At 62.7% G+C, this 24,776-nt stretch carries 19 protein-coding genes; 9 read left to right on the forward strand and 10 right to left on the reverse strand.

What is annotated here, in order from left to right:
- Window positions 1–4: 4 nt before the first annotated feature.
- Window positions 5–919: a tyrosine recombinase XerC gene (xerC, locus tag ACIOAU_RS13815; protein ID WP_401182608.1), complete on the reverse strand. Its 915-nt coding sequence runs from the start codon at window positions 917–919 to the stop codon at window positions 5–7.
- A gap of 213 nt (window positions 920–1,132) precedes the next feature.
- On the opposite strand from xerC, the gene ACIOAU_RS13820 reads away from it, so the two are divergent.
- Window positions 1,133–1,780, forward strand: a complete 648-nt coding sequence (locus tag ACIOAU_RS13820; RefSeq protein WP_150569150.1) for a DUF1345 domain-containing protein — start codon at window positions 1,133–1,135, stop codon at window positions 1,778–1,780.
- A 175-nt stretch (window positions 1,781–1,955) separates the two neighbouring features.
- On the forward strand, window positions 1,956–2,216 hold the full coding sequence (locus ACIOAU_RS13825; protein ID WP_220633693.1) for a DUF1652 domain-containing protein: 261 nt from the start codon (window positions 1,956–1,958) through the stop codon (window positions 2,214–2,216).
- Here the strand turns inward: ACIOAU_RS13825 and ACIOAU_RS13830 are convergent.
- From ACIOAU_RS13830 to ACIOAU_RS13870, 9 genes are all read right to left on the reverse strand, one after another.
- Window positions 2,213–4,294 carry a bifunctional diguanylate cyclase/phosphodiesterase gene (locus ACIOAU_RS13830; protein WP_259073479.1) on the reverse strand — a complete coding sequence of 694 codons (2,082 nt, stop codon included), beginning with the start codon at window positions 4,292–4,294 and terminating at the stop codon, window positions 2,213–2,215. The genes ACIOAU_RS13825 and ACIOAU_RS13830 overlap by 4 nt on opposite strands.
- 163 nt (window positions 4,295–4,457) lie before the next feature.
- On the reverse strand, window positions 4,458–5,963 hold the full coding sequence (locus tag ACIOAU_RS13835; RefSeq protein ID WP_401182613.1) for an efflux transporter outer membrane subunit: 1,506 nt from the start codon (window positions 5,961–5,963) through the stop codon (window positions 4,458–4,460).
- A complete protein-coding gene (locus ACIOAU_RS13840; RefSeq protein WP_101319715.1) occupies window positions 5,960–9,067 on the reverse strand; it encodes an efflux RND transporter permease subunit in 3,108 nt (1,035 codons plus the stop codon). Before ACIOAU_RS13840 ends, ACIOAU_RS13835 begins: the two co-directional genes overlap by 4 nt.
- On the reverse strand, window positions 9,064–12,162 hold the full coding sequence (locus ACIOAU_RS13845) for an MdtB/MuxB family multidrug efflux RND transporter permease subunit (RefSeq protein ID WP_150569145.1): 3,099 nt from the start codon (window positions 12,160–12,162) through the stop codon (window positions 9,064–9,066). The genes ACIOAU_RS13840 and ACIOAU_RS13845 overlap by 4 nt, the downstream gene beginning before the upstream one ends.
- Window positions 12,159–13,427, reverse strand: a complete 1,269-nt coding sequence (locus ACIOAU_RS13850; protein ID WP_150569144.1) for an MdtA/MuxA family multidrug efflux RND transporter periplasmic adaptor subunit — start codon at window positions 13,425–13,427, stop codon at window positions 12,159–12,161. Before ACIOAU_RS13850 ends, ACIOAU_RS13845 begins: the two co-directional genes overlap by 4 nt.
- Before the next feature lie 211 nt (window positions 13,428–13,638).
- Window positions 13,639–14,139, reverse strand: a complete 501-nt coding sequence (gene tpx / locus ACIOAU_RS13855; RefSeq protein WP_101319724.1) for a thiol peroxidase — start codon at window positions 14,137–14,139, stop codon at window positions 13,639–13,641.
- Window positions 14,140–14,306: 167 nt separating this feature from the next.
- Window positions 14,307–15,599: a serine/threonine transporter gene (locus tag ACIOAU_RS13860; protein WP_101319726.1), complete on the reverse strand. Its 1,293-nt coding sequence runs from the start codon at window positions 15,597–15,599 to the stop codon at window positions 14,307–14,309.
- A gap of 216 nt (window positions 15,600–15,815) precedes the next feature.
- Window positions 15,816–17,012 carry an amino acid aminotransferase gene (locus tag ACIOAU_RS13865; protein WP_150571723.1) on the reverse strand — a complete coding sequence of 399 codons (1,197 nt, stop codon included), beginning with the start codon at window positions 17,010–17,012 and terminating at the stop codon, window positions 15,816–15,818.
- A 142-nt stretch (window positions 17,013–17,154) separates the two neighbouring features.
- Window positions 17,155–18,180 carry an Ldh family oxidoreductase gene (locus tag ACIOAU_RS13870; RefSeq protein WP_150571724.1) on the reverse strand — a complete coding sequence of 342 codons (1,026 nt, stop codon included), beginning with the start codon at window positions 18,178–18,180 and terminating at the stop codon, window positions 17,155–17,157.
- A gap of 144 nt (window positions 18,181–18,324) precedes the next feature.
- Here ACIOAU_RS13870 and ACIOAU_RS13875 point away from each other — a divergent pair, with 144 nt between their 5' ends.
- From ACIOAU_RS13875 to ACIOAU_RS13905, 7 genes are all read left to right on the forward strand, one after another.
- Complete coding sequence (locus ACIOAU_RS13875) at window positions 18,325–19,197, forward strand: MurR/RpiR family transcriptional regulator (RefSeq protein WP_401182618.1); 873 nt, start codon at window positions 18,325–18,327, stop codon at window positions 19,195–19,197.
- Between the two features lie 25 nt (window positions 19,198–19,222).
- The gene (locus ACIOAU_RS13880; protein ID WP_150569142.1) at window positions 19,223–19,975 is read left to right on the forward strand and encodes a transporter substrate-binding domain-containing protein; all 753 of its coding nucleotides are present in this window, start codon (window positions 19,223–19,225) and stop codon (window positions 19,973–19,975) included.
- Window positions 19,976–20,055: 80 nt separating this feature from the next.
- A complete protein-coding gene (locus ACIOAU_RS13885; protein WP_259073468.1) occupies window positions 20,056–20,775 on the forward strand; it encodes an ABC transporter permease in 720 nt (239 codons plus the stop codon).
- Complete coding sequence (locus ACIOAU_RS13890; protein WP_259073466.1) at window positions 20,772–21,482, forward strand: ABC transporter permease; 711 nt, start codon at window positions 20,772–20,774, stop codon at window positions 21,480–21,482. Before ACIOAU_RS13885 ends, ACIOAU_RS13890 begins: the two co-directional genes overlap by 4 nt.
- Before the next feature lie 16 nt (window positions 21,483–21,498).
- Entirely contained in the window at window positions 21,499–22,743 is a 1,245-nt protein-coding gene (locus ACIOAU_RS13895; protein ID WP_401182623.1) for an FAD-dependent oxidoreductase, read from the forward strand.
- A gap of 20 nt (window positions 22,744–22,763) precedes the next feature.
- Window positions 22,764–23,546: an amino acid ABC transporter ATP-binding protein gene (locus tag ACIOAU_RS13900; protein ID WP_150569138.1), complete on the forward strand. Its 783-nt coding sequence runs from the start codon at window positions 22,764–22,766 to the stop codon at window positions 23,544–23,546.
- A 310-nt stretch (window positions 23,547–23,856) separates the two neighbouring features.
- Window positions 23,857–24,669: a gamma-glutamyl-gamma-aminobutyrate hydrolase family protein gene (locus ACIOAU_RS13905; RefSeq protein ID WP_188036069.1), complete on the forward strand. Its 813-nt coding sequence runs from the start codon at window positions 23,857–23,859 to the stop codon at window positions 24,667–24,669.
- Window positions 24,670–24,776: the final 107 nt, after the last annotated feature.

Here is a 24,776-nt window from a genome sequence, read left to right on the forward strand (position 1 = left end):
CGCCTCAGTAGTCGAACCGATCCACCGCCCTGCGCCGCTCGTTGTCATCGCGGCGGTCGTAGGCCGCTGTGGTCTGGATATTGGCATGGTGGGCCAGCTTCTGCGCAATCGACAGATCATGCTCTTCAATGACCCGGGTAATGAACGCCCGGCGAAAATCATGCGGCATTATCTTGACCCCGACCTGCGCGCCGCGCTGGCGAGCGATGTAATAGATCGCATGCTTGGTGATGCGCGCGCGGGTGATGTGGTTGCCGCGGCGGATGCGATTGAACAGGAACTCATCATCGGCTTCGCCGACAGGTAGCTGCTCACGGCGCAAGTCCAGCCACGCCTGGAGTTTTTCGAACGCCCAGGCCGGTGCGTACTTGACCAACTGCCGGTTGCCCTTGCCCACTACCTGCAAACTGCGCTCGGTGAAATCGACCTGCGCCAGGTTGATATCCACCGACTCGGACTTGCGCATGCCGGTGCCGTACAGCAGTGCAATGATCGCAGCGTCCCGCACACCTTGCGGCCGCGAGTCGGCGGCGCAGGCATCCATCAGTTCACGAATCAGGCTGCGCCGCAGATTGCGCCCGGGCGGCAGCCGGCTGCCGGTCGCCGGTTTGACCTCACGCATGCGCAGCAGCTGTTCATGCCCTATCAAGCCCTGGCGCCAGGCTTCGTTCATCACCCCACGCACGGCATTGACGTACAGCGAAGAGGTATTGGGCGCGTAACCGTCTGCGCGCAGCGCCGCGACCAGGGCGATGATGTGCCCAGGCTCAAGGCGGTGCCAGGGCACGTCGGCGATATCACAGTCGATGAAGCCGAGCCGGTCGGCGGCGTCCTGCAGAATGTAGCGCATGGTCAGCTGACTGGAAGGCGCCAGCCGGGCGAGATACTGCAACAGGGGGTTTTGCAGAGAATCGGTCAAAACATGAATCCTATTCCTTGAACTTCAAGCTGCAATCAATGCCATCATCTTGATATGCAACAGGTTTGGCCCTTCGAGCTGCCCTGATGGTACCGGAAACACCACGCCGTTGCTGACCAGCAAGTGCCCGTGTGCACCGACGCTTGCGATGTTATGCACCGCGCCAGCCCAAAGCGCTAAAGTAAAGCTCACCGTCCCTGCCAGCGAGGCCCTATGGCACTGCACCGTCTGACCCGCTCTCACCCTCGCCTGACGATCGCCACCCTTGCCGGGCTGGTTGGCGGCTGGTTGATTCCGGCCGAAACCCTGATCCAGCACCTGCTGGCCGGCTGGAACCTGGGTGTCTGGCTGTATGTGCTGCTGGTGCTGTGGCTCAGCTGGCGGGCCACACCGGCCAAGGTTCGCCAGGTCGCGCAGATCGAAGACGAGAATGCCGGCCTGGTGCTGTTCGCGGTCTGCCTGGCGGCAATTGCCAGCCTGGCTGCAGTGGTGCTGCAACTGGCAGCCAGGCAAGACCTGCACGGTAGCGAGTTGACGGTGCACTACCTGTACACCGGGCTGACCGTAGCCGGCTCCTGGCTGCTGATCGGCTGCATCTTCAGCCTGCATTACGCGCGACTGTTCTACACCTCGGCACTGCCAGAACCGCCCCTGCGCTTTGCCGATGGCGAGCGCAACCCGGACTACTGGGACTTCCACTACTTCGCTTTCACCCTCAGCGTGGCCGTCCAGACCTCCGACGTCGGCGTTGCCGACCGCGGCATCCGCCGGGTGGTTCTGGCGCAATCTCTGGTGGGTTTTGTCTTCAATACGGCGATTCTGGGGATCACCATCAATATCGCCGCGGGCTTGTTGGGCTGAATATGCCGACGAAAACGTTTGCCTCAATGCGCTAGCCGTGACCGAGGTCAAGCACTGGTATAAATGTCATCTTTTGTACGAGAAACTACCGCCTCAGGTGCTAAGGTTACAGTCCTTGGCGCCAATTGACAGCGCAACACTCAACCCTTTCCTACACAAGGTCGAGGAGGCAAGCATGAACAAGATGACGTTTCCCAATGCTTGCCAGGTGATGCGCTGGCACTTCCATCCTTTGGGCTTTGAAGCCAGCATGGATGCCCCGCGCAGCATGATTGTGCGCCTGTTCGATCGCGAGTCGGGCGAAACCGTGCTGGCCATCGCCGGTATCCCCTGCAGCGCGATCATGGCCGCCAGCGATGTCGAGCGCATCATTGAAGCTGTCGAAGATGCAATGGCCGCTTTCATCCCCTCCTTTGTCCTGCGCACTGCGGTCTAGCTGACCTGAGGCGCTTCGCGCGGCGCGAGCCCTGCCATGAATTGCTCTGCCGGCACCGGTCGGCCCATAAGATAACCCTGCAACGAGTCACAGCCCAGACGGGTGAGAAAATCCTGCTGACTGTCGGTCTCGACACCCTCGGCAACGATACGCAGGCCCAGCGCCTGGCCTAGAGCCACGATTGCCGAGACGATCGCTGCATCGTCGCTGTCATGCTCCAGGTCGCGGACGAAGCCGCGATCGATCTTCAGCTCATTGGCCGGCAGACGTTTGAGGTACATCAGGCTCGAGTAGCCGGTACCGAAATCGTCGATGGAAATATCCACGCCCATATCGGACAGCCTCTGCAATACCAGCAGGCTGGCATCCGCGTCACGCATGGCGGTGGTCTCGGTGATCTCCAGGGTCAGGTTGTTGGCGGGCAGCTGATTGCGCTGCAATGCCTGGGCAACCCCGTCGACCAGACCGGCGTAGCAAAACTGGATGGCCGACAGATTTACCGCGATGCGCCAGTCTTTATGCCCCTGCTCGAGCCATTGACGCATCTGCCGACAGGCTTCGCCAAGCACCCATTCACCGATTGGAATGATCAGCCCGGTTTTCTCGGCCAGGCTGATGAAGCGGTCCGGGTACAGCAGGCCATGTTGCGGATGCTCCCAGCGCAGCAAGGCTTCGGCACCGATCGGCACCCGCCGGACGGCGTCGAACTTGGGCTGGTAATGCAGGCGGAACTGGCCCTGTTGCAGCGCGACACGCAAGTCCTGCAGCAACTGCAACTGCTGGCGTGCATCGCTGTTCATCGAGACGTCGAAAAAGCTGTAGCCGTTCTTGCCAGCGTTTTTGGCGTGGTACATCGCCGCATCGGCGTTGCGCAGCAGCTCGTGCTGATCCATGCCGTTACCTGGATAAAGCACGATACCAATGCTGGCAGTCAACTGCAGGTCGTGTTCCGCCACTCGATACGGCCGCGACACCAGGTTCACCTGCTTGATTGCGACGCCCATTGCGTCACCCGGCTCTTGCAGCTCGACCAGCAGCACAAACTCATCGCCACCGATGCGCGCCAGCGTGTCCTGGCTGTGCAAGTGGCCACGCAGGCGCTCGGCCACGGCCTTGAGCAACTGGTCGCCGACATGATGGCCGAAGGCATCGTTGACTGGCTTGAACCCGTCCAGGTCGATGAACATCAGGGCAAAGCAGGTGCCCTGCTCGCTCGCCTTGCCGATGGCCTGCTCGATGCGGTCAGCCAACAGCGTGCGATTGGGCAGGCCGGTGAGGATATCGTGCAGGGTCAGCTGGGTCAGCTCCTGGTTGGCCAGCGTCAGCGAGCGGGCGAGTTCGGTAGTCCGCGCAATCAGGCGTGCATCCAGCACCGACGTGAGCAAGGCCACTGCAATTACGGCGAGGGTGGTGATCAGTACCAGGTAGACCAGACCATCGCCTTTCAGGCCTGTGCCAAGCGCGCCGCAGTAACTGCCCTCAGGAAAGCTTGCCGCGGCCATGCCGGTGTAGTGCATGCCAACGATCGCAATGCCCATCAGCACGGCCGCAGCGCCGCGGATTTGCCGCACGTAAGGGGTCTGCCGGCGCAGGCGGAAAGCGATCCACAGCGCTGCTGCGGATGCACATACCGCAATCGCCAGTGAAGCGCTGAACAATTGAGGATCGTAATCGATCCCTGGTTGCATGCGCATCGCGGCCATGCCCATGTAATGCATGCTGCTGATGCCGGTGCCCATGATCAACGCGCCGCAGGCCAGTTGCAGCAGAGGCAGGCTGGGTTGGTTGATCAACCACAGGGCAAAACCTGAGGACAGCACCGCGATCAGCAACGACACCAGTGTCAGAGTCAGGTCGTAGCCAAGGTCGATCGGCAGGCTGAAGGCGAGCATACCGATGAAATGCATCGACCAGACCCCGCTGCCCATCGCCAGCGCCCCGCCGCACATCCACAGATGAACGGCACGCCCCTTGGCCGTGGCAATGCGCCCGGTCAGGTCCAGTGCGGTATAGGACGCAAGAATAGCCACGCACAGTGAGATCAACACCAGCGCGGGGGAATAACTACCGATTAGCATGGGGGTTCCGGCATCGGGCGCAGGGAGGGCCCGGAAAAGCCGCTGATTGTACTCAAGCCTTGGCGAAACGCACGGCATTTCGCGGGACTGGGCCATAAGAATGCCAGCATGCAGAACGGGCGCGTCCAAACCGGGAAAAACGCCGCTTTCACGGCGTCAAACCCTAGTCGGATTCGCCCTGTTGTTGCGCTTGGCTGAACGCCTGCTGACTATCCCAACCACCACCCAACGCGGCGATCAATTGCACGCTGGCGATCAGCCGCCCTTGCAGCAAATTGAGCACGCTGCGTTCGTTGCTCAGCGCAGTGGCCTGCACATTGACCACGTCCAGGTAGCCAATCAGGCCGGCCCGGTACTGGTTTTCGGTCAGGCGCAGCGACTGGCGTGCGGCCTCCAGCGCTTCCTGGCGTACGACTGCTTCATCGCCATAGACCTTGAGCTGGACCAGGTAGTTTTCCACCTCCCTGAAGCCATCGAGCACGGTCTGCCGATACTGCGCCACGGTCTGGTCGTACACCGCGACGGTGCGGTCCACTTCAGCGCTGCGTTTACCGGCATCGAACAAGGTCATGGCCAATGACGGTCCGACCGACCAGAAGCGGTTCGGCAGCTCGATCCAGTTGCTGAAGCTGCTGCTCGAGTAGCCGCCGCTCATGCTCAGGCTCAAGTCCGGGAAATACGCCGCGCGGGCCACGCCGATGCTCGAGTTGGCAGCCATAACACTGCGCTCCGCCGAGGCAATGTCAGGGCGCCGCTCGAGCAATTGCGACGGCAGCGCCAGCGGCACCTGCGGCAGCGCCGGGATCGACTTGCTGTCAGCGAGGGCAAAGTCCGCGGGGGCCTTGCCCATCAGCACGGCAATTGCGTTCTCATACTGGGCGCGCTGCCAGATCAGGTCGATCAGGTCGGCCTGGGTGCTTTTGAGCTGGGTGCGCGCCTGGGCGACCGCATCCGGCCCGGACACGCCAGCTCGGTACTGGTTTTCGGTCATCTTCAACGAGCGCTCGTAAGCGGCCACGGTGGCCTCGAGCAAGCGCTTCTGCTCATCGATCACACGCAGTTGCAGGTAGTTCTGCACCAGCTCCGACTGCAAGCTCAGGCGCATCGCTGCCAGCTCGGCAAAGCTCGCCTCGGCACTGGCTTCGTTGGCATTGAGGGTTTCCCGCAGCTTGCCCCACAGGTCGATCTCCCAGCTCACCCCAAGCTGGGTGGTGTAGGTGTTGCGGATACCGCTGCTGTTGTTCGACAGGCTCGAGCTACTGCTACCGGTGCCCTGCGCCGAGCGGTTCTTGCCTGCCGACAGATCGAGGCTGGGGAACAACGAGGCGCGGCTGCTGCGGATCAATGCGGTGGCCTGACGATACTGCGCTTCGTACTGGGCAACGGTCTGGTTACTGCGGTTGAGCTCCTCGACCAGGCTGTTGAGCTGGGCATCACCGTACAGCTCCCACCAGGCGCCACGGGCAATCGCATCCGACGGTTTGGCCTGAGTCCAGCCTTCGGCCTGCTTGAACTGGGCAGGCGTGCTCAGCTCGGGCCGCTGGTAATCCGGGCTCAAGGTGCAGGCACTGAGCATCAGCACGCAGAGGCTGGCGCCAAACAGGCGCGAGCCACGGCCGCGGCCCAGCAGCTGCAAGGCACGGTGAAGCGGAGTTTGGGCAAAATTCATAGCGGGGTATCCAGTGCAGCGTCGGTACGTACACCGCGCCAATGGTTGAATCGGTGACGCAGGCGATCGAGGTAGAGGTAGACCACAGGCGTTGTATAAAGCGTCAGCACTTGGCTGAAGACCAGCCCGCCGATAATCGTCAGGCCCAGCGGTTGGCGCATCTCGGCGCCTTCGGCATTGCTCAGCAACAGCGGCAAGGCGCCGAGGATGGCGGCAATGGTGGTCATCAGGATCGGGCGCAGGCGTAGCAGGCAAGCACGCCGGATCGACTCTTCCGGCGACAGGCCTTCGTTGCGCTCCAGTTGCAGAGCCAGGTCGATCATGAGGATGGCGTTTTTCTTGACTACGCCGATCAGCAGGAACAGCCCCAGCAGCGAGATCAGGCTGAACTCGCCGCCTGTTACGTACATCGCCAGCAGTGCACCCACGCCAGCAGATGGCAGGGTCGAGAGGATGGTCAGCGGGTGGATGTAGCTTTCATAGAGAATCCCCAGCACCAGATACACCAGCACCAAGGCGCCGAGGATCATCAGCGGCTGCCCTTCCTGAGTCTTGCTGAACGCGTCGGCGGTACCGCCAAGCTTGGCGATCACGTCTTCCGGCAGGCCCAGCCGGGCCACTGCCCGCTCGACCGCGGCCATGGCCTGATCGGTGCTGTAGCCCTCGGCCACGTCAAAAGCGATGTCTTCCGAGGCGAACTGGCCCTCGTGGCTGACTCGGTCGTTGGCCAGGCTGTTCTCGTAGCGGGCAAAGGCTGACAACGGCACCCGCGCGCCGTCGGCGGTGATCACCTGGACTTGCTCCAGCGTGCTTGGGTCCCAGGCATACTTGGGATTGATCTCCAGCACTACCTGATACTGGTTGAGGCTGTCGTAGATGGTCGAGATCTGCCGCTGGCTGTAGGCGTTGTTGAGCACCGTGGTGACCATGTCCATATCAATGCCCAGGCGCTTGGCCTGATCACGATCGACCACCAGCGTTACCTGCTGAGTGCCGGCACCGTCATGGGCGTCGATGGCGGTCAGCTCGGGCAGCGCGCGCATCGCCGCGGTGACCTTGGGGAACCACTCGCGCAGCGCAGCCAGATCACCGCTCTGCAGGGTGTACAGGTACTGCGAAGAGGTCTGGTCGCGGCCACCGCCGCCCAGCTGCAGGTCCTGGTCGGCCATGAGGAACAAGCGCCCGCCGGGTACTTTGGGCAGCTCCTTGCGCAGGCGCTCGATCACCTGTTGGGCATTGATCTTGCGTTCGCTGATCGGCTTCAGGCGCACCAGCACCATGGCATTGTTGGTGCCGCTGTTGCCGCCGATGAAGCCGGCCACGCTTTGCACCGCCGGGTCAGCCAGCAGCGCCCGCCGGTAGATTTCCATTTTCGGCTGCATCACGCTGAACGACAGGCCGTCGTCGCCACGCACAAAACCCATCAGTTGGCCGGTGTCCTGCTGTGGCATCAGGGTCTTGGGTACCACCACATACAGCAGCACATTGACGCCGATGGTCAGCAACAGGCTGAACAAGGTCAGGCGACGATGGCGCAGGACCCAACCCAGGCTGCGGTCGTACCCGGCGACCATGCGCTGATGCTGGCGGTCGCTCCAGCGCTGCAGGCGGTTGGGCTGTTGTTCGTGGGGCTTGAGCCAGCGCGCGCAGAGCATTGGCGTCAGCGTCAGCGAAACGATCAACGAGACGATTATCGCCGCCGCCAGGGTGATCGAGAACTCCTGGAACAGGCTGCGCACGATGCCGCCCATGAACAGGATCGAGACGAACACCGAGACCAGCGAGACGTTCATCGATAGCAGGGTAAAGCCCACCTCTTTGGCGCCGAGAAACGCCGCGCGCATGGGCGGCTGGCCGTTCTCGATATGCCGGGAGATGTTCTCCAGCACCACGATGGCGTCGTCGACCACCAGCCCGGTGGCCAGGATCAGCGCCATCAGCGACAGGTTGTTCAGCGAGAAGCCACACAGATACATGACCGCAAAGGTGCCGACCAACGACACTGGCACCGCAAGGCTTGGGATCAGCGAGGCACGCAGGTTGCCAAGGAATAGATAGACCACCAGGATCACCAGCACTACAGCAATCAGCAAGGTGTGCTCGGCTTCCTTGAGCGTCGCGTTGATCACCGGCGAGCGGTCCATGGCGATGTCCAGCTTGACGCTGGCGGGCAACAGCGACTGCAGCGCGGGCAGTTGCTGCTTGATCTGCGCCACGGTCTCGATGATGTTGGCGTTGTTCTGCCGGTTGATCACCAGCAGCACCGCGCTCTGGTCGTTGAAAAAACCACTGTTGTAGCGGTTCTCGACGCCATCGGTGACCGTGCCGACATCCGACAGACGCAGGATGGCGCCGTCCTTCTGGCGAATTACCAGCGACTGATAGTCCTTGGCTTTTTCCAGCTGATCGTTGGCGCGCACCTGCCAGTTGCGCTCGGCATCCTCGACAAAGCCCATCGGCCGGCGCTGGTTGGCATTGCTCACCGCCGTGCGCACCTCATCCAGCGACAGGCTGTACTGGTTGAGCAGCTGCGGCTCGAGCGCGATGCGTACCGCCGGCAGCGAGCTGCCGCCGATCTGCACTTCCCCTACTCCACTGACCTGGGCCAGGCTCTGCGACAGAATGGTATCGGCCAGGTCGTACAGCTGCCCCTTCTGCAGCACGCTGGAGGTCAACGCGATGACCATCACCGGCGCCTGCGACGGGTTGATCTTCTTGTAGGTGGGCATGCTGCGCATACCGCTGGGCAGCAGGTTGCGGGTGGCGTTGATCGCCGCCTGCACTTCCCGCGCGGCACCATCGATGTCGCGGCCCTGCTCAAAACCGATGATGACCCGGGTCGAGCCCTGGTTGGAGCTGCTGGTCAAGGTGGTAACGCCAGCAATGGCACCAAGCTTGCGTTCCAGCGGCGTGGCTACGGTGGAGGCCATCACCTCGGGACTGGCGCCGGCCAGGTTGGCCGAGACCACGATTACCGGAAAGTCCATCTGCGGCAGCGGCGACACCGGCAGCAGACCAAAACTGACCCCGCCCAGCAGCATGATCGCCAGGCTCAGCAGCATGGTCGCGACCGGCCGGCGAATGAATGGCCCGGACAGGTTCATGCTTGCGCCTGCTTGGCGTCATCGCGTGGCCGCCAGCGCTGGGCCAGGCGGTCGAAGTACAGGTAGATGACCGGTGTGGTGAACAGTGTCAGAACCTGGCTGACCAGCAGCCCGCCAACCATCACCAGCCCCAGCGGCTGGCGCAGCTCGGCGCCGGAGCCGGTGGCAAGCATCAACGGCACCGCGCCGAACAACGCCGCCAGCGTAGTCATCAGGATCGGCCGGAAGCGCAGCAGCGCCGCCTGGTAGATCGCATCGTGTGGGGTCATGCCTTGGTTGCGTTCGGCCTCCAGGGCAAAGTCGATCATCATGATCGCGTTCTTCTTGACGATACCAATCAGCAGGATGATGCCGATGATGGCGATCATGCCCAGGTCATTGCCGCTGATCAGCAGCGCCAGCAAGGCGCCGACCGCCGCCGACGGCAGGGTCGAGAGGATGGTGATCGGGTGGATGTAACTCTCGTAGAGCACGCCGAGCACGATATACATCGTCACCACAGCCGCCAGAATCAGCAACAAGGTGCTCGACAGGGATGCCTGGAAGGCCTCGGCAGCGCCCTGGAAGCGGGTCTGCACGCCAATCGGCATGGCGATCTCCTGCTGCACCTGCTCGATCGCCGCCACCGCCTCACCCAGCGCCACACCGGGTGCCAGGTTGAACGACATCATCACCGCCGGGAACTGACCGATGTGGGAGATCGCCAACTGCGCCTGGCGCTGCTCGATACGTGCCAGTGCCGACAGCCGCACCTGACCGCCATCACTGGCCTTGACGTGAATCGACTCCAGCGCCGCCGGGCCGATGTTGGCGGCGTTCTGCGACTGCAGGACCACTCGATACTGGCTGGCCTGGGTGTAGATGGTGGAAATCTGCCGCTGACCGAAGGCGTCATACAACGCGTTGGTGATCTGCGAGACGTTGATGCCCAGCCGGCTGGCCATATCCCGATCGATCACCAGGTACACCTGCAAGCCCTGGTCTTGCAGGTCGCTGGCCACGTCGCGCAGTTCGGGCCGCTGTTGCAGGGCCTGAACCAGTTTGCCACTCCAGGTGGCGAGCATGTCGGCGTCTGGCGACGACAAACTGAACTGGTACTGGGTACGGCTGACCCGGTCTTCAATGCTCAAGTCCTGCACCGGCTGCATGAACAGGCGGATACCGACCAGCTTGTCGACTTGCGGCTGCAGGCGTGCGATCACTTCAGTGGCGCTGACGTCGCGCTCACCGTGGGCTTTGAGGTTGATCAGCAAGCGGCCACTGTTCAGCGTGGCGTTGTCGCCATCCACGCCAATGTAGGACGACAGGCTTTGCACCGAAGGGTCCTGCAGGATGATCTTGCTCAGCGCTTGCTGACGCTCGCTCATGGCGGCGAACGAGGTCGACTGCGGCGCTTCGGAGATGCCCTGGATCACCCCGGTGTCCTGCACCGGGAAGAAGCCCTTGGGCACTGCCATGTACAGCACCACGGTCAGCACCATGCTGGCGATGGCAACCAGCAGGGTCAGCGGCTGGTGGCGCAATACCCAACGCAGGCCGCGGCTGTAGTGCTCGATCAACCAGTCAATCCAGGCGCCGCTGGCGCGATAGAAACGGCTCTGCTCTTCTTCCTTGGGCTCGCGCTTGAGCAAGCGGGCGCACATCATCGGCGTCAGGGTCAGCGATACCACCAGCGAAATCAGGATCGCCACCGCCAGAGTGATGGCGAACTCGCGGAACAGGCGGCCGACCACGTCAGCCATGAACAGCAGCGGGATGAGGACGGCAATCAGCGAGAAGGTCAACGAGATCAGGGTGAAGCCAATCTGCCGGGCGCCCTTGAGCGCGGCCTGCATCGGCGTCTCGCCCTCCTCGATATGGCGGGAAATGTTCTCCAGCATGACGATGGCGTCATCGACGACAAAGCCGGTGGCGATGGTCAGCGCCATCAACGTCAGGTTGTTGATGGAAAAACCCGCCAGATACATGACACCAAAAGTACCGATAAGCGACAGCGGTACGGCAATCGACGGGATGATGGTGGCACTGACCCGGCGCAGGAACACGAACGTCACCATCACCACCAGCACGATGGCAATCAGCAACTCGTGCTGTACATCGGTAACCGCAGCGCGGATGGTCTGAGTGCGGTCAGTCAGCACCATCACATCCAGGCCTGCCGGCAGGTTGTCGGTGATCGACGGCAGCAGGTCCTTGATGCGGTCGACCACTTCGATGACGTTGGCGCCGGGCTGACGCTGAATATTCAGCAGCACTGCCTGGTTCTCGTTGGCCCACGCCGCGAGGCGTTCGTTTTCGGCGCCATCGACGATTTCAGCCACGTCTTTCAGGCGCAGCGGTGCACCATTGTTGTAGGCGAGGATGAGGTTGGCGTATTCCTCGGGGGAGCGCAGCTGGTCGTTGGCATCAAGCATCGACACCCGGGTGGGGCCGTCGAAGTTACCTTTGGGCTGGTTGACGTTGGACGCGCCGATCAAGGTGCGTACGTCTTCCAGGTTGAGGCCGTTGGCCGCCAGGGCATCGACGTTGACCTTGATCCGCACGGCCTGGCGCTGGCCGCCGGCAATGCTGACCATGCCCACACCGCTGATTTGGGCAAGCTTCTGCGCAACCCGGGTATCGACCAGATCGTTGAGCTTGGGCAACGGCATGGTCTTGGACGAGATTGCCAGGGTCAGTACCGGCGTATCAGCCGGGTTGACCTTGTTGTACACCGGCGGCGCTGGCAGGTCGCTGGGCAACAGGTTGCTGGCGGCGTTGATCGCGGCCTGCACCTGTTGCTCGGCAACGTCCATGTTCATGTCGAGGCTGAAGCGCAGGGTCAGCACCGAGGCGCCGCCGGAGCTGGTCGAGGCCATCTGGGTCAGGCCCGGCATCTGCCCGAACTGGCGTTCCAGCGGCGCAGTGACGGCGCTGGTCATGACCTGCGGGCTGGCACCGGGATATAGAGTCATGACCCGGATGGTCGGGTAATCGACCTGGGGCAAGGCCGCTACCGGCAACAGCTTGTAGGCAATCAGGCCAGCCAGGACCAACGCCAGCATGCTCAGCGTGGTGGCGACCGGGCGCAGGATGAACAGCCGCGAGAGGTTCATGCGCCCGCCTTGCCCGACGTGCCAGCCTCGCTGGTGCCGCTGCCATCCTGGCCTTGCAGATGCTGACCGGGGGTGGTCGGTACTTGCGAGCTGTCCTCCACCACTTCTACCGCGCTGCCTTCACGCAGGCGATCGGTACCTTCCAGTACCAAGCGGTCACCGGCGACCAAGCCGTCGAGGATCACACTGCGCTCGCCATCACTCGGGCCAACCTTCAGTTTGCGGATATTGACCTTGCTCTCTGCGTTGACCACATAGGCAAAGCTGCCATCGTTGCCGAACTGGATCGCAGCCGCTGGGGCCATGACTACCTGTTTGAGGGTGTCGGCGAGCAGGCGCACGTTGACGAACTGGTTGGGGAACAGCGCCTGATCCTTGTTGGCAAAGCTCGCCTTGAACTTGAGAGTACCGGTGGTGGTGTCGATCTGGTTGTCCAGGCTGCCGAGCACGCCACTGGACTGCAGCTTGCTCTCGTTGCGGTCCCAGGCCTCGACGGGCAGAACAGCGCCGCTGCGATAGCGCTCGAGCACGGTGGTCAATTCGGTTTCCGGCAAGGTGAAGGCGACGCTGATCGGCTCGGTCTGGGTGATCACGACCAGCGCGGTGGTGTCGTTGGCCGCGACCAGGTTGCCCAGGTCGAGCTGACGCAAGCCCAGGCGGCCGCTGATCGGTGCGCGGATCTGGGTGAAGTCGAGGTTGAGTCGAGCGTCGCTGACTGCGGCCTGATTGGTCTTGATCAGGCCCTGGAACTGCGCCAACTGCGCCTCGGCGGTGTCCAGGGTCTGTTTGGCGATGCTGTCTTCGGCGTACAGGCCTTTATAGCGGGCCACGTCAACCTGGGCGTTTTTCAGCTGCGCCTGATTCTGCGCCAGGGTGCCTTCGGCCTGCTGCAAAGCGATGCGGTAGCTGCGCGGGTCGATCTCGGCCAGCAGGTCGCCGGCCTTGACCTGCTGGCCTTCCTTGAAGTGGACCTTGACCAGCTCGCCGGCGACGCGGCTGCGCACGTTGACCGTGTTGTTGGCGGTCACGGTGCCCAGGGCCTTGTAGTACAGCGGGAAGTCGCCCACCTGCACCGGCTCTACCCGCACTGGCACGGCCTCGGCAGAACTGCCAAAACCAGGCCGGCCGCTCTTGCCTGCGCGCCCGGCTTGATCCTTGGGCGTCGACGCGGCAGGCCACAGCCACCAGGCCAACAGGGCCACCAGGACCAGGATCAGCAGGCCAAACAGCCAGCGACGGGGGGAGCGGGAGACAGGAGCTTGCATGGCTTGAACGAACCTTGTTCGGAAACGGCGACTTGGGAGGGTGAACGATAAGCACTGATATCGGTTTAGCAAAGCAGCTTTACAGGGCATTTACCTTGGGCTGACGTTGCTAACGCGATGAACTTTAAATGAAAACGGCCTGGAGCAGGGTCCAGGCCGTTTCAGGGTATTGCTTGTTGCGTGCGCGGACCGCAGAGCGGCCCCGCTGCGCTTACTTCAAGACAGCCAGGACCGCCTCGTAGTTCGGCTCTTCGGCGATTTCGCCAACCAGCTCGCTGTGCAGCACTTTGTCGTTCTCGTCGATGACGACAACAGCGCGTGCCGCCAGGCCAGCCAGCGGGCCGTCAGCAATGGCTACGCCGTAGTTTTCGAGGAATTCGCGGCCACGCAGGGTCGACAGGTTCTGGACGTTTTCCAGGCCTTCGGCACCGCAGAAGCGCGCCTGAGCAAACGGCAGGTCGGCCGATACGCACAGCACAACGGTGTTGTTCAGCTCGTTGGCCTGGGCGTTGAACTTGCGCACGGAAGTCGCGCAGGTTGGCGTGTCAACGCTTGGGAAGATGTTCAGCACTTTGCGCTTGCCGGCGTAGTCTTGCAGCGACTTGTCAGCCAGGCCATCACCAACCAGCGAGAACGCAGGTGCCTGAGCGCCAGCTTGCGGGAGGTTGCCTTTGACCTGAACCGGGTTGCCTTTGAGGGTCACTTGAGCCATGAGCGGAATCCTTATGCGGGTGTTTGAAAAGGACACCGAGTTAAGCATGAAGCGCCGCTCAAGCCTATGGGTAGCGATGAAATTGTTCTACTGCCGGGGAATTCGTGTGAACAAAAAAATGCCCGGAGCGCAGCAGGCGGTCCGGGCATCCTCTTATATGGAAGCCATCACCAGCCGAGCACGCTGGCGGCCAGCGAGTAGACTACCGAGCTGATCGCGACCAGGCCGACGAAGACCACAAACAGGTTGGACATCGCCCCGCTGTACTTGCGCATCGACGGCACCTTGCGGATGGCGTACATCGGCATCAGGAACAGCAGCGCGGCAATGATCGGCCCGCCAAACGATTCGATCATGCCCAGGATGCTCGGGTTGAGGGTGGCGACAATCCAGCACACCACCAGCATCAGCGCTGCGACCATGCGGTCCAGAGCCTTGGCCCCGGGGCGCAGGCCAGTCTTGCCGATAATGCCTTTGAGGCCTTCGCTGGCACCGATGTAGTGGCCCAGGAACGACTTGGCGATGGCAATGAAGGCAATCAGCGGTGCAGCAAAGGCAATGGTCGGGTTGCTGAAGTGGTTGGCCAGGTACGACAGGATCGACAGGTTCTGCGCCTTGGCTTCGGCCAACTGGGCGCTGTCCAGGGTCAGCACGCAGCTGAACACGAAGAACAGCACCATTGCCACCATCAACAGGTGCGCACGCGACAGGATCTGCCCGCTGCGCTCGTCGGCGTGCTCGCCGTAACGGCGCTTCTGGTCGACAGCAAACGCGGAGATGATCGGCGAGTGGTTGAACGAGAACACCATCACCGGGATTGCCAGCCACACAGTGTGCAGGAACGCCGAGCCCGATGGCACCTGCATCGCGGTATCGAGAATACCGCCACTCCAGTGCGGCACCAGGTACAGCGCCAGCAAGGCCAGGGCGACGATGAACGGGTACACCAGCAGGCTCATGACCTTGACCGTGGCCTGTTCACCGCAACGCACGATGGCCAGCAGGCCGAGGATCAAGCCAAACGACAACAACACCCGCGGTGGCGGGGTCATGTGCAGTTGATGCTCCATGAAGCTGCTGACGGTGTTGGTCAGGGCCACGCTGTAGATCAACAGGATCGGGAAGATCGCGAAGAAGTACAGCACGGTGATCAGCGCGCCAGCCTTGAGGCCGAAATGCTCCTCGACCACCTCGGTGATGTCGCCGCCACGCCCGGACAGCACGAAGCGGGTCAGGCCGCGGTGGGCGTAATAAGTCATCGGGAACGCCAGCGCGGCGAGGATCAGCAGCGGCCAGAAACCGCCCAGGCCTGCGTTGATCGGCAGGAACAGGGTGCCGGCGCCAATCGCGGTGCCAAACAGGCCGAGCATCCAGGTGGTATCTTGTCGTGCCCAGCTGCCGAGGGTGGCACTGGTGGTTTGTTCGAAGCGTTGTTCAACGCTTGAGGCCTGCTCATTCATCCGGGTGCAACTCCACTCGCAAGACTGCAACAGGCTGAGCGTGGCGAAACACTAGGCTCGCGCACCTCAACCGAAAAAGAGGGGCGCGATTGTGCACTGAAAGGTGGCGCTTGCGAAGCCCTGTCCGAGCGGCGGTTGCACTTGTCATGACAACCCAGGGGCAACCCCGTGTTGCCAGACCGGCTGGAAGGGGCCGATTGCCGGCCCCTGCCCTGATTAGCGCTGGACTGCGGCGAACGCCTCGGCAACCTGGCGCAGGTTGCTTGGACGCAGGCCGGACATGCACACCCGGCCACTGTCGATCAGGTAAACGCCGAACTCGTCACGCAAACGGCGGACCTGCTCGACGCTGAAGCCGGTGTAGCTGAACATGCCGCGCTGTTCGAGGAAGAATGTGAAGTCCTGCCCTGGCAGCAGCTCACCGAGCAGGTCGACCAAACCTTGGCGCATCTCGAGGATACGCAGGCGCATCACTTCGACTTCTGCTGCCCACTGTGCATTGAGGCTGGCATCGCCGAGCACGCCGGCAACCAGTTGCGCACCGAATGCTGGTGGGCTGGAGTAGTTGCGGCGCACGGTTGCCTTGAGCTGGCCAAGCACGCTCTGGGTGCTGGCCTGGTCGTCGCACACCACCGACAGACCGCCAACGCGCTCGCCGTACAGCGAGAATATCTTCGAGAACGAGTTGCTGACCAGGCACGGCACGCCGGCACGGGCCATTTCGCGGATGGCGTAGGCATCCTGCTCCAGGCCTTCGCCGAAGCCTTGGTAGGCAATGTCGAGGAACGGGATCAGCTCGCGTGCCTTGACCACTTCGACAACCTGCTGCCACTGGCTCTGGTCCAGATCGACACCGGTCGGGTTGTGGCAGCACGGGTGCAGCAGCACCACGCTGTTTGCGGGCAGAGTCTGCAACGCAGCCAGCATGCCGGCGAAGTCGACGCCACGGGTAGTGGTGTCGAAGTACGGGTAGGTATTCACCTTGAAACCCGCACCTTCGAAGATGGCGCGATGGTTGTCCCAGGTCGGATTGCTGACCCAGACTTCGGACTGCGGGAAGTAACGCTTGAGGAAGTCGGCGCCGACTTTCAACGCGCCCGAGCCGCCTACGGTCTGCACGGTAGCCACACGGCCGCCGGTCACTGCCGGGTGGTCGTTACCAAACAGCAGCGCCTGGATCGCCTGGCGATAGCTGGCCAGACCTTCCATTGGCAGGTACAGCGAAGCCTCGTGAGGCTGGTTGGCCAGGCGTTTTTCAACCTCGGCCACTGCCGCCAACTGCGGCACGATGCCGGCAGCATCGTAGTACAGGCCGATGCTCAGGTTGACCTTGGCCGCACGCGGGTCGGCCTTGAAGGTTTCCATCAACGAGAGGATCGGATCGCCGGCATAGGCATCGACATGTTTGAACACAGCGGACAGCTCCTTGAATCAGCACAGTTCGGAAAAGCTTGAGTGAGGATACCCGGAGTCGGGGCAGAGAAACATCACCTTGCTGCAACGGGTCTGTGCAAGGTTGCACGGCCCAGGTATTTCAACCCATGCAACATGACGATCAGCCGAGCAATTGGCGCAGGCCCTGCAGCTCGGTTTCGCTCAGTGCGACACCTTCGCGCTCGGCCGTGGCCCGCTCACGATAGCGCCGCTCGCCGGGCATGCGTGACAGGCCGGCCGCCTGCATCTGCTCCAGCAAATGACGGCTGCGCTGCGCAAAACGCTCGCCTTCGGCCTTGCTCGGGTCGATGACGATCAGCAGTTGCCCGGTCCATGGCGTCTTCGCCCCGGGATGCGCCGACCAGTCGAACTCCCAGGAGAAGTTACCGCCGGTCAGCGCCGCCGCGAGCAACTCGACCATCATCGACAGCGCGGAGCCTTTGTGGTCGCCAAACGGCAACAGCGCGCCGCCGTCGAGAATCGCCTGCGGATCGGTGGTCGGCTGGCCCTTGGCGTCTACCCCCATGCCCAGCGGCAGTTGCCGCCCTTCGCGGGCCGCGATCTGGATATCGCCATGGGCCATGGCGCTGGTGGCCATGTCGAACACGATCGGATCATGCTCGGCGCAGGGCGCGGCAAAGGCAATCGGGTTGGTGCCGAACAACGGCTGGCGCGCACCGTGCGGGACTACACAGGTCATGCTGTTGACCACGCTCAAGGCCACCAGGCCTTCATCGGCGAACGGTTCGACGTCCGGCCACAGCGCCGCGAAGTGATGCGAGTTATGGATCGCCAACACCGCGATCCCGGCACTGCGCACCTTGGCCAGCAGCAACGGCCGCGCCGCCGCCAGCGCGGGCTGGGCGAAGCCACCGCCGGCATCGACGCGAACATAGCCGGAGGCGACGTCGGTCACCGCGGGCAGCGCCTTGCCGTCAACCCAGCCACTGGCCAGCGTCGATACGTAGCCCGGGATACGAAACACCCCATGGCTATGAGCGCCGTCGCGTTGGGCACTGGCACAGTTGAATGCCAGCGCTGCCGCCACCGGCTCACTGCAACCGTGCTGTTCAAGGATCGCCTGCAATAACGTCTGCAGTTCGGCAAAGGGCATGCGCACGGTACCGCTGGTCGAAGATGCAGACATCTGGAGCTCCTTGTTGAAATTGTTTGGCTCGGAGTGTGCCACGGGTGAAAACTGTCAGCCACATGACAGCTATCTGTCAATTGTTGACTTGATGACAGAAAACATTCATTTTCTATTCCACGCCCTACCCAACCGGAGTCCGACATGAGCCAATCGATCAAGCAACGCCTGGAGAACAGCCTGCACGGCGCAGCTGCCTCAGGCCGCACGATCGCCAGCTACATGCTCGGCAACCTGCATGAAGTACCGTTTCAGACCTCCGCCAGCATCGCGGAAAAGCTCGGCGTCAGCGAATCCAGCGTAGGCCGCTTCTGCCGCTCGCTCGGCTACGCCCACCTCAAGGCGCTCAAGCAGGACCTGCAGAACGACCTCGGCGACGGGCCGTGGCTGGTCGGTGACCGCTTGCAGGAATACCGCCAGCAGCACGACGACAGCCGGAGCGCCGGCAGCCTGGAGCTGGAGATCGCCGCACTGGTGCGCGTCCATGAATACAGCCGTAGCGAGGCCTGGCACCGGGTTGCTCAGCGCCTGGCGCAGCGGCCACGGGTATTTGTCGCAGGGTTTCAGACCGAACGCGGCGTCGCCCAGTGCATGACCCATTTGCTGCACTACCTGCGCGATGGCGTACAGGCTGTGGATGGCAGCGCCGGGCACTTTGGCGACGTGCTGCTGACCCGCCCCGAACACTGCGCGCTGGTGGTGTTCGAGGCCCGCCGCTATTCGCGCCATGCCCTGCTGCTGTGCCAGAAGGCACGCCAGGCAGGCATCCCGGTCACGCTGGTGACCGACACCTTCTGTGACTGGGCCGATGCCAACGCCGATGAGGTGTTCCGCATCCCCACCGAATTCAATCTGTTCTGGGAATCCACCTCGGCGATGCTGTCGTGGGTGCACCTGATGGTCAACGAGGTCTGCAAGAAGCTCGGGCCGGATGTTGAAAAACGCTTGGAAGCGACTGCCGCTCTACATAACGAGTTCGTCGGCTACACCTCGTGGCCCGCGGACAAACAACAATAGCAAGAGTGCAACCCAGAGGTGCGAGATGAACAAGACCATGGCTATGGTGGGTGCGTGTGCCCTGCTGCTGGCGGGTGCGGCCAGCGCCGAGACCCTGCGTTTCGCCACAGAGGGCGCTTATCCGCCCTTCAACTATGTCGATGCCGATAACAAGCTGCATGGCTTTGACATCGACATCACCCACGCCCTGTGCGAGCAGATGAAAGTCGAGTGCACGCTGGTGGCGCAAGACTGGGAAGGCATCATCCCGGCACTGATGGCGAAAAAGTACGATGCCGTAGTCGCCTCGATGATCGACACCGAAGAACGGCGCAAGAAGATCGCCTTCACCGACCACTACTACCGCACACCACTGTCCGTGGCGGTCGCCAAGGACAGCCCGATCACCGATGCCCAGACCGATTTCAAGGGCTACACGGTCGGCGCCCAGTCGTCCTCGACCCAGGCTATCTATGCCGAGGACGTGTATGGCCCGGCGGGCGCCAACGTCAAGCTCTACCCGACCATGGATGAGGCCAATGCCGACCTGGCTGCCGGCCGCCTGGACGGAGTCATCGCCGACAAGTTTCCGCTGCTCGACTGGCAGCAGAAAAACGGCAAGGACTGCTGCAAGGTGCTCGGTGACGTCAACCAGACCAAGGCCAATGCGGCGATTGCCGTACGCAAGGACGATCAGCAACTGCGCGAGCGGCTGAACAAGGCGCTGAGCGAGATTGTCGCCAACGGCACCTATCAGAAGATCGCCAGCAAGTACTTCGCCTTCGACATCTATAACTGATCGGTCAGCGCAAGGCAGGCTTCGCGCCGTGGGCGCCCTGCCTTGCGCGCCGCCACGTTCACCTGGCTGGGGAAACACCCATGCTCGATCAATTGTCTTTGTTGTCTTTTGCCAGCGGTGGTTGGGGCCCGGCGTTGCTGGCCGGCGCGCTGGTCACTGTGTCACTGGCGCTGGCCTGCCTGCCGATCGGCTTGCCGCTGGGACTGCTGGTGGCAATGGCCGCGCGCTCACGCAAGCGCCTGCCGCGGGCCTGGGCTACCACCTTTTCTACGGTGTTTCGCGGCCTGCCTGAACTGCTCACGCTGCTGATCATCTATTACGGCTGCCAGATCGCGGCACAAAGGCTGCTGGCGGCGATGGGCTATGAAGGTGAGGTACTGATCAATACCTTCCTGGCGGCCATGATCGCCTTCAGCCTGGTGTTTGCTGCGTTTTCCAGCGAAATCTGGCTGGCAGCGTTCAAGACCCTGCCCAAGGGCCAGCTCGAAGCCTGCTCGGCCCTGGGGCTGAGCAAACGCACCGGTTTTTTCAAGGTGGTACTGCCGCAACTGACCCGGATCGCCCTGCCCGGCCTGTCCAACAACTGGCTGTCGCTGCTAAAGGACACGTCGTTGGTCTCGACTATCTCGCTGGTCGACCTGATGCGCCAGACCAACCTCGCCGTCAGCGTGACCAAGGAGCCGATGTTCTTCTATGGCGTCGCCTGCCTGGGCTATCTGCTGTTCTCGGCGTTGTCCGGGCGCGTGTTTGCCTTCATCGAACGGCGCTATAGCCGCCACCTGCAAGGAGCGCGGGCATGAGCTTCGAACAATTACTGGCGCTGGTGGTCGACCCCGACCTGCTGCAGCGCTACGGGCCGCGCTTCATCGATGGTCTGCTGGTGACTGCCAAGCTGGTGGCCATTTCATTCACCCTCGGCGCCGTGCTTGGCCTGCTGCTGGCGCTGGCGCGGATTTCCAACAAGACCGTGCTCAATCGCATGGCGGCTGGCTATATCTACTTCTTCCGCGGTTCACCACTGCTCGCGCAGCTGTTTCTGCTGTATTACGGCCTTGGCTCGTTCAAGAGCTTTTGGCAGGACGTCGGGCTGTGGTGGTTCTTCCGTGAGGCCTGGTACTGCGCGCTGCTGGCATTCACCCTGAACACGGCCGCCTATCAGGCCGAGATCTTCCGCGGCAGCCTGCTGGCAATCGCCCCAGGCCAGTTCGAGGCCGCCCGCGCGCTCAACCTCAAGCGCGCGACCACGTTCTTCAAGGTGGTCATGCCGCAATCGCTGCTGGTCGCCATCGGCCCGCTGGGCAATGAGCTGATCCTGATGATCAAGGCCAGTGCGATTGCCTCGCTGGTCACCATCTACGACCTGATGGGCGTGACCAAGCTGGCGTTCTCGCGCAGCTTCGACTTCCAGATCTACCTGTGGGCCGCCGTGCTCTACCTGCTGATCGTGGAAATCGTCCGGCGCACCCTGAAATACCTGGAAGGCCGCCTCGGCCGCCACCTGAACTGACCCAAGGATACGCTCCATGCATTGCCAAACCATTGTTCTGGGCGCCGGGATCGTCGGTGTCAGTACCGCGCTGCAGTTGCAAGCGCGCGGCCGCCAGGTCGTTCTGATCGACCGTGACCAGCCAGGCAGCGGCACCAGCCATGGCAACGCCGGCCTGATCGAACGCTCCAGCGTCATCCCCTATGCCTTCCCGCGCAACGTCGGCGCACTGCTGCGCTATGGCCTGAACCGCCAGCCGGATGTGCGCTACAGCCTGTTGCACCTGCCCAAGGCGGCGCCCTGGCTGCTGCGTTACTGGCGCCAGTCAGCACCCGGCCGGCTGGCCGGCGCCGCCGCCGATATGCTGCCGCTGGTGCAGCGCAGCGTCGAGGAACATGACGCGCTGATTGCCGCTGCCGGGCTCAGCGAACTGGTCCAGGCCAAAGGCTGGATCGAAGTGTTTCGCGACCCGAGGCTGTTCGTTCAGGCCAAGGAGGACGTAAAAAACCTGGCGCGCTATGGCCTGCAGTACGAAATCCTCGAACGTGACCAACTGCAGGCCCGCGAGCAGCAACTGGACGGTGGCGTGGTAGGCGGCATTCACTGGCTCGACCCGAAGACCGTGCGCAACCCTGGCGGCCTGACCCGCGGCTATGCCGCGCTGTTCGTCGAGCGCGGCGGGCAGTTCCTCCATGGTGATGCGCGCAGCCTGCGCCAGCTTGACGGTCAGTGGCAGGTGCAGTGCCAGCGTGGCGCGGTCACGGCCGACGAGGTCGTGATCTGCCTGGGGCCGCAATCGGCCGAGCTGTTCGGCCCGCTGGGCTATCGGTTTCCGCTGGGCATCAAGCGCGGCTATCACATGCACTATGGCACCCGCGGCGACGCGCAACTGCAGCATTCGATCTGCGACACCCAGGGTGGTTATGTGCTGGCGCCGATGGCGCAGGGCATCCGCCTGACTACCGGCATCGAGTTTGCGGCCAGCGACGCCCCGGCCAACGAGATCCAGTTGCAGCGCTGCGAAGCCCTGGCTCGTCGGCTGTTCCCCGCGCTCGGCGAACGCCTGGATGAGCAGCCCTGGCTGGGCCTGCGTCCCTGCCTGCCGGACATGCGCCCGATAATCGGCCCCGCACCGCGGCACAAGGGCCTGTGGTTCAACTTTGGCCACGCCCATCACGGCCTGACCCTGGGCCCGGTGACCGGCCGTCTGCTCGCCGAGATGATGACCGGCGAGCAGCCGTTCACCGACCCTGCGCCTTACCGCGCAGCACGCTTTGACTAAACCAGCGGGAGAACAACAACATGACCGCACCTTTGAACCTTGCCAGCCTTGCCCCTGAAGCCGATAGCCGCCCAGTGCTGATCGACATAGAAGGCTTGAACAAACACTACGGCGCCTTCCACGTGCTGCGCGATATCAACCTGCAGGTCCGCGAAGGCGAGCGTATCGTCCTCTGCGGACCCTCCGGTTCAGGCAAATCGACCTTGATCCGCTGCATCAACCGCTTGGAAATCGCCGAGCAAGGCAGCGTTCATGTCGACGGCATTGACCTGGCCAAGCCCTCGCGTCAGGCCGCTCAGGTGCGCAGCGAAATCGGCATGGTGTTCCAGCACTTCAATCTGTTTCCACACATGAGCGTGCTCGACAACTGCCTGCTGGCCCCAACCAGCGTGCGCGGGCTGTCGCGCAAGGACGCCGAAGAGCGGGCGCGGATGTACCTGAGCAAGGTCGGCATCGCCAGTCAGGCCGACAAATACCCCAGCCAGCTCTCCGGCGGCCAGCAGCAGCGCGTAGCGATTGCCCGTGCCCTGTGCATGAAGCCGCGGATCATGCTGTTCGATGAGCCAACCTCGGCGCTCGATCCGGAGATGGTCGCCGAAGTCCTGGATGTGCTGGTGAAGCTCGCCGGCACCGGCATGACCATGCTCTGCGTAACCCATGAAATGGGCTTTGCCCGCCAGGTGGCAGAGCGTGTGCTGTTTCTTGAGGGTGGCCAGATCATCGAAGACAGCCCGCCACAAACGTTTTTTGGGCAACCCAAAACTGCCAGGGCCCAGGCATTTCTCAAGCAGATTCTGCACTGATAAGCCGCAGTGCAAGGGCTGGATCATTGCAGCGCTGCAATGATCCAACTGCGTCGTTAATTATATTTACCAAAACCCCTGCCAAACCCTTGCCAGCCAAGGCTCCGCTTCCCTCAAGCGCCCTGAAACCGGCGCCAAAGCGCTCACGCCTCGTTTGACATATCGAACGGCTCTGGCAAGCTAGAGACAAGCCCCGACCGGCATCGTCTCCTTCAGCGAGCCGGCAGTGCTCGGGGCTCCAGGCCGCACACAAGGCCCAGGCCGTGCGCCTGCACAATATCGACAGGAAGCACCTGTCCCAAGGTGACATATGTCCAACAGCAACATTGGCAACAAGCAAACTTCCCTGCGCAAACCCGTCGTCCTGATGACCATGGGCAGCCAAGAGCGCAAAGGCCATGACTATCAGGTCATGACCCACAAATACATTACCCCCCTGGTCGACTTCGCCGACTGCCTGCCTGTGCTGGTTCCGACCTGCTGCGGCACCGATGACCTCGAGCGTTATCTGGATATGGCCGACGGCGTCTATCTGACCGGCGCTGGCAGCAACATCGACCCGGCCCTGTACGGCCAGGAGAACGAGACGCCAGGCAAAGGCCAGGACAAGAACCGCGATCTGTTCGACATCCCGCTGGTCAAACTGGCTCTGGCCCGTGGCCTGCCAATCTTCGGCATCTGCCGCGGCATGCAGGAAATCAACGTCGCACTGGGCGGCGATATCTACCAGAAGGTGTACGCCGAGCCGGGCTTCAACGATCACCGGGAAAACCCCGAGGATCCGGTTGAAGTGCAATACCAGGCCGTGCACAGCGTCACCATCAAGCCGGGCAGCTGGCTGCGGGATGCCTTGGGCACTGACCAGATCCGAGTCAACTCGTTGCATGGTCAAGGCCTGCGCAAACTGGGTGAGGGCCTTGAGCCAATCGCCCAGGCTGAAGACGGTTTGGTCGAAGCCATCCACGGCCCGAGCATCTCGCCCTTCCTGTTCGCTGTGCAGTGGCACCCCGAGTGGCAAGCGGCGAAAAACCCTGACTCGATCAAGATTTTCGAGGCGTTTGGCGATGCTTGCCGCGCTCAGGTCCGCAAGTCCCAGGCCAGCAAGCGCAACCAGGCTGCCTGAGTCTCTGCTTCGTTAGTTTGATCGCGGGGTGGCGCAAGGCCGCCCCCGCTTCCCCGGTCACCCTCTGCTGGTCCCAGAACACCTACCGTGGCAGCGCGGGGCGGGCG

This window comes from Pseudomonas sp. NPDC088322 (assembly GCF_044740745.1).
Classification (GTDB): Bacteria; Pseudomonadota; Gammaproteobacteria; order Pseudomonadales; family Pseudomonadaceae; genus Aquipseudomonas; species Aquipseudomonas shirazensis.

What these genes read in the sequence shown, in the direction of transcription:
- ACIOAU_RS13870 (WP_150571724.1), bottom strand. Translation starts at nt 18,180, where the DNA reads ATGTCTGCATCTTCGACCAGCGGTACCGTGCGCATGCCCTTTGCCGAA.
- ACIOAU_RS13880 (WP_150569142.1), top strand. Translation starts at nt 19,223, where the DNA reads ATGAACAAGACCATGGCTATGGTGGGTGCGTGTGCCCTGCTGCTGGCG.
- ACIOAU_RS13860 (WP_101319726.1), bottom strand. Translation starts at nt 15,599, where the DNA reads ATGAATGAGCAGGCCTCAAGCGTTGAACAACGCTTCGAACAAACCACC.
- ACIOAU_RS13845 (WP_150569145.1), bottom strand. Translation starts at nt 12,162, where the DNA reads ATGAACCTCTCGCGGCTGTTCATCCTGCGCCCGGTCGCCACCACGCTG.
- ACIOAU_RS13875 (WP_401182618.1), top strand. Translation starts at nt 18,325, where the DNA reads ATGAGCCAATCGATCAAGCAACGCCTGGAGAACAGCCTGCACGGCGCA.
- ACIOAU_RS13830 (WP_259073479.1), bottom strand. Translation starts at nt 4,294, where the DNA reads ATGCTAATCGGTAGTTATTCCCCCGCGCTGGTGTTGATCTCACTGTGC.
- ACIOAU_RS13825 (WP_220633693.1), top strand. Translation starts at nt 1,956, where the DNA reads ATGAACAAGATGACGTTTCCCAATGCTTGCCAGGTGATGCGCTGGCAC.
- ACIOAU_RS13820 (WP_150569150.1), top strand. Translation starts at nt 1,133, where the DNA reads ATGGCACTGCACCGTCTGACCCGCTCTCACCCTCGCCTGACGATCGCC.
- tpx (WP_101319724.1), bottom strand. Translation starts at nt 14,139, where the DNA reads ATGGCTCAAGTGACCCTCAAAGGCAACCCGGTTCAGGTCAAAGGCAAC.
- ACIOAU_RS13890 (WP_259073466.1), top strand. Translation starts at nt 20,772, where the DNA reads ATGAGCTTCGAACAATTACTGGCGCTGGTGGTCGACCCCGACCTGCTG.
- ACIOAU_RS13895 (WP_401182623.1), top strand. Translation starts at nt 21,499, where the DNA reads ATGCATTGCCAAACCATTGTTCTGGGCGCCGGGATCGTCGGTGTCAGT.
- ACIOAU_RS13850 (WP_150569144.1), bottom strand. Translation starts at nt 13,427, where the DNA reads ATGCAAGCTCCTGTCTCCCGCTCCCCCCGTCGCTGGCTGTTTGGCCTG.
- ACIOAU_RS13840 (WP_101319715.1), bottom strand. Translation starts at nt 9,067, where the DNA reads ATGAACCTGTCCGGGCCATTCATTCGCCGGCCGGTCGCGACCATGCTG.
- ACIOAU_RS13900 (WP_150569138.1), top strand. Translation starts at nt 22,764, where the DNA reads ATGACCGCACCTTTGAACCTTGCCAGCCTTGCCCCTGAAGCCGATAGC.
- ACIOAU_RS13835 (WP_401182613.1), bottom strand. Translation starts at nt 5,963, where the DNA reads ATGAATTTTGCCCAAACTCCGCTTCACCGTGCCTTGCAGCTGCTGGGC.
- ACIOAU_RS13885 (WP_259073468.1), top strand. Translation starts at nt 20,056, where the DNA reads ATGCTCGATCAATTGTCTTTGTTGTCTTTTGCCAGCGGTGGTTGGGGC.
- ACIOAU_RS13905 (WP_188036069.1), top strand. Translation starts at nt 23,857, where the DNA reads ATGTCCAACAGCAACATTGGCAACAAGCAAACTTCCCTGCGCAAACCC.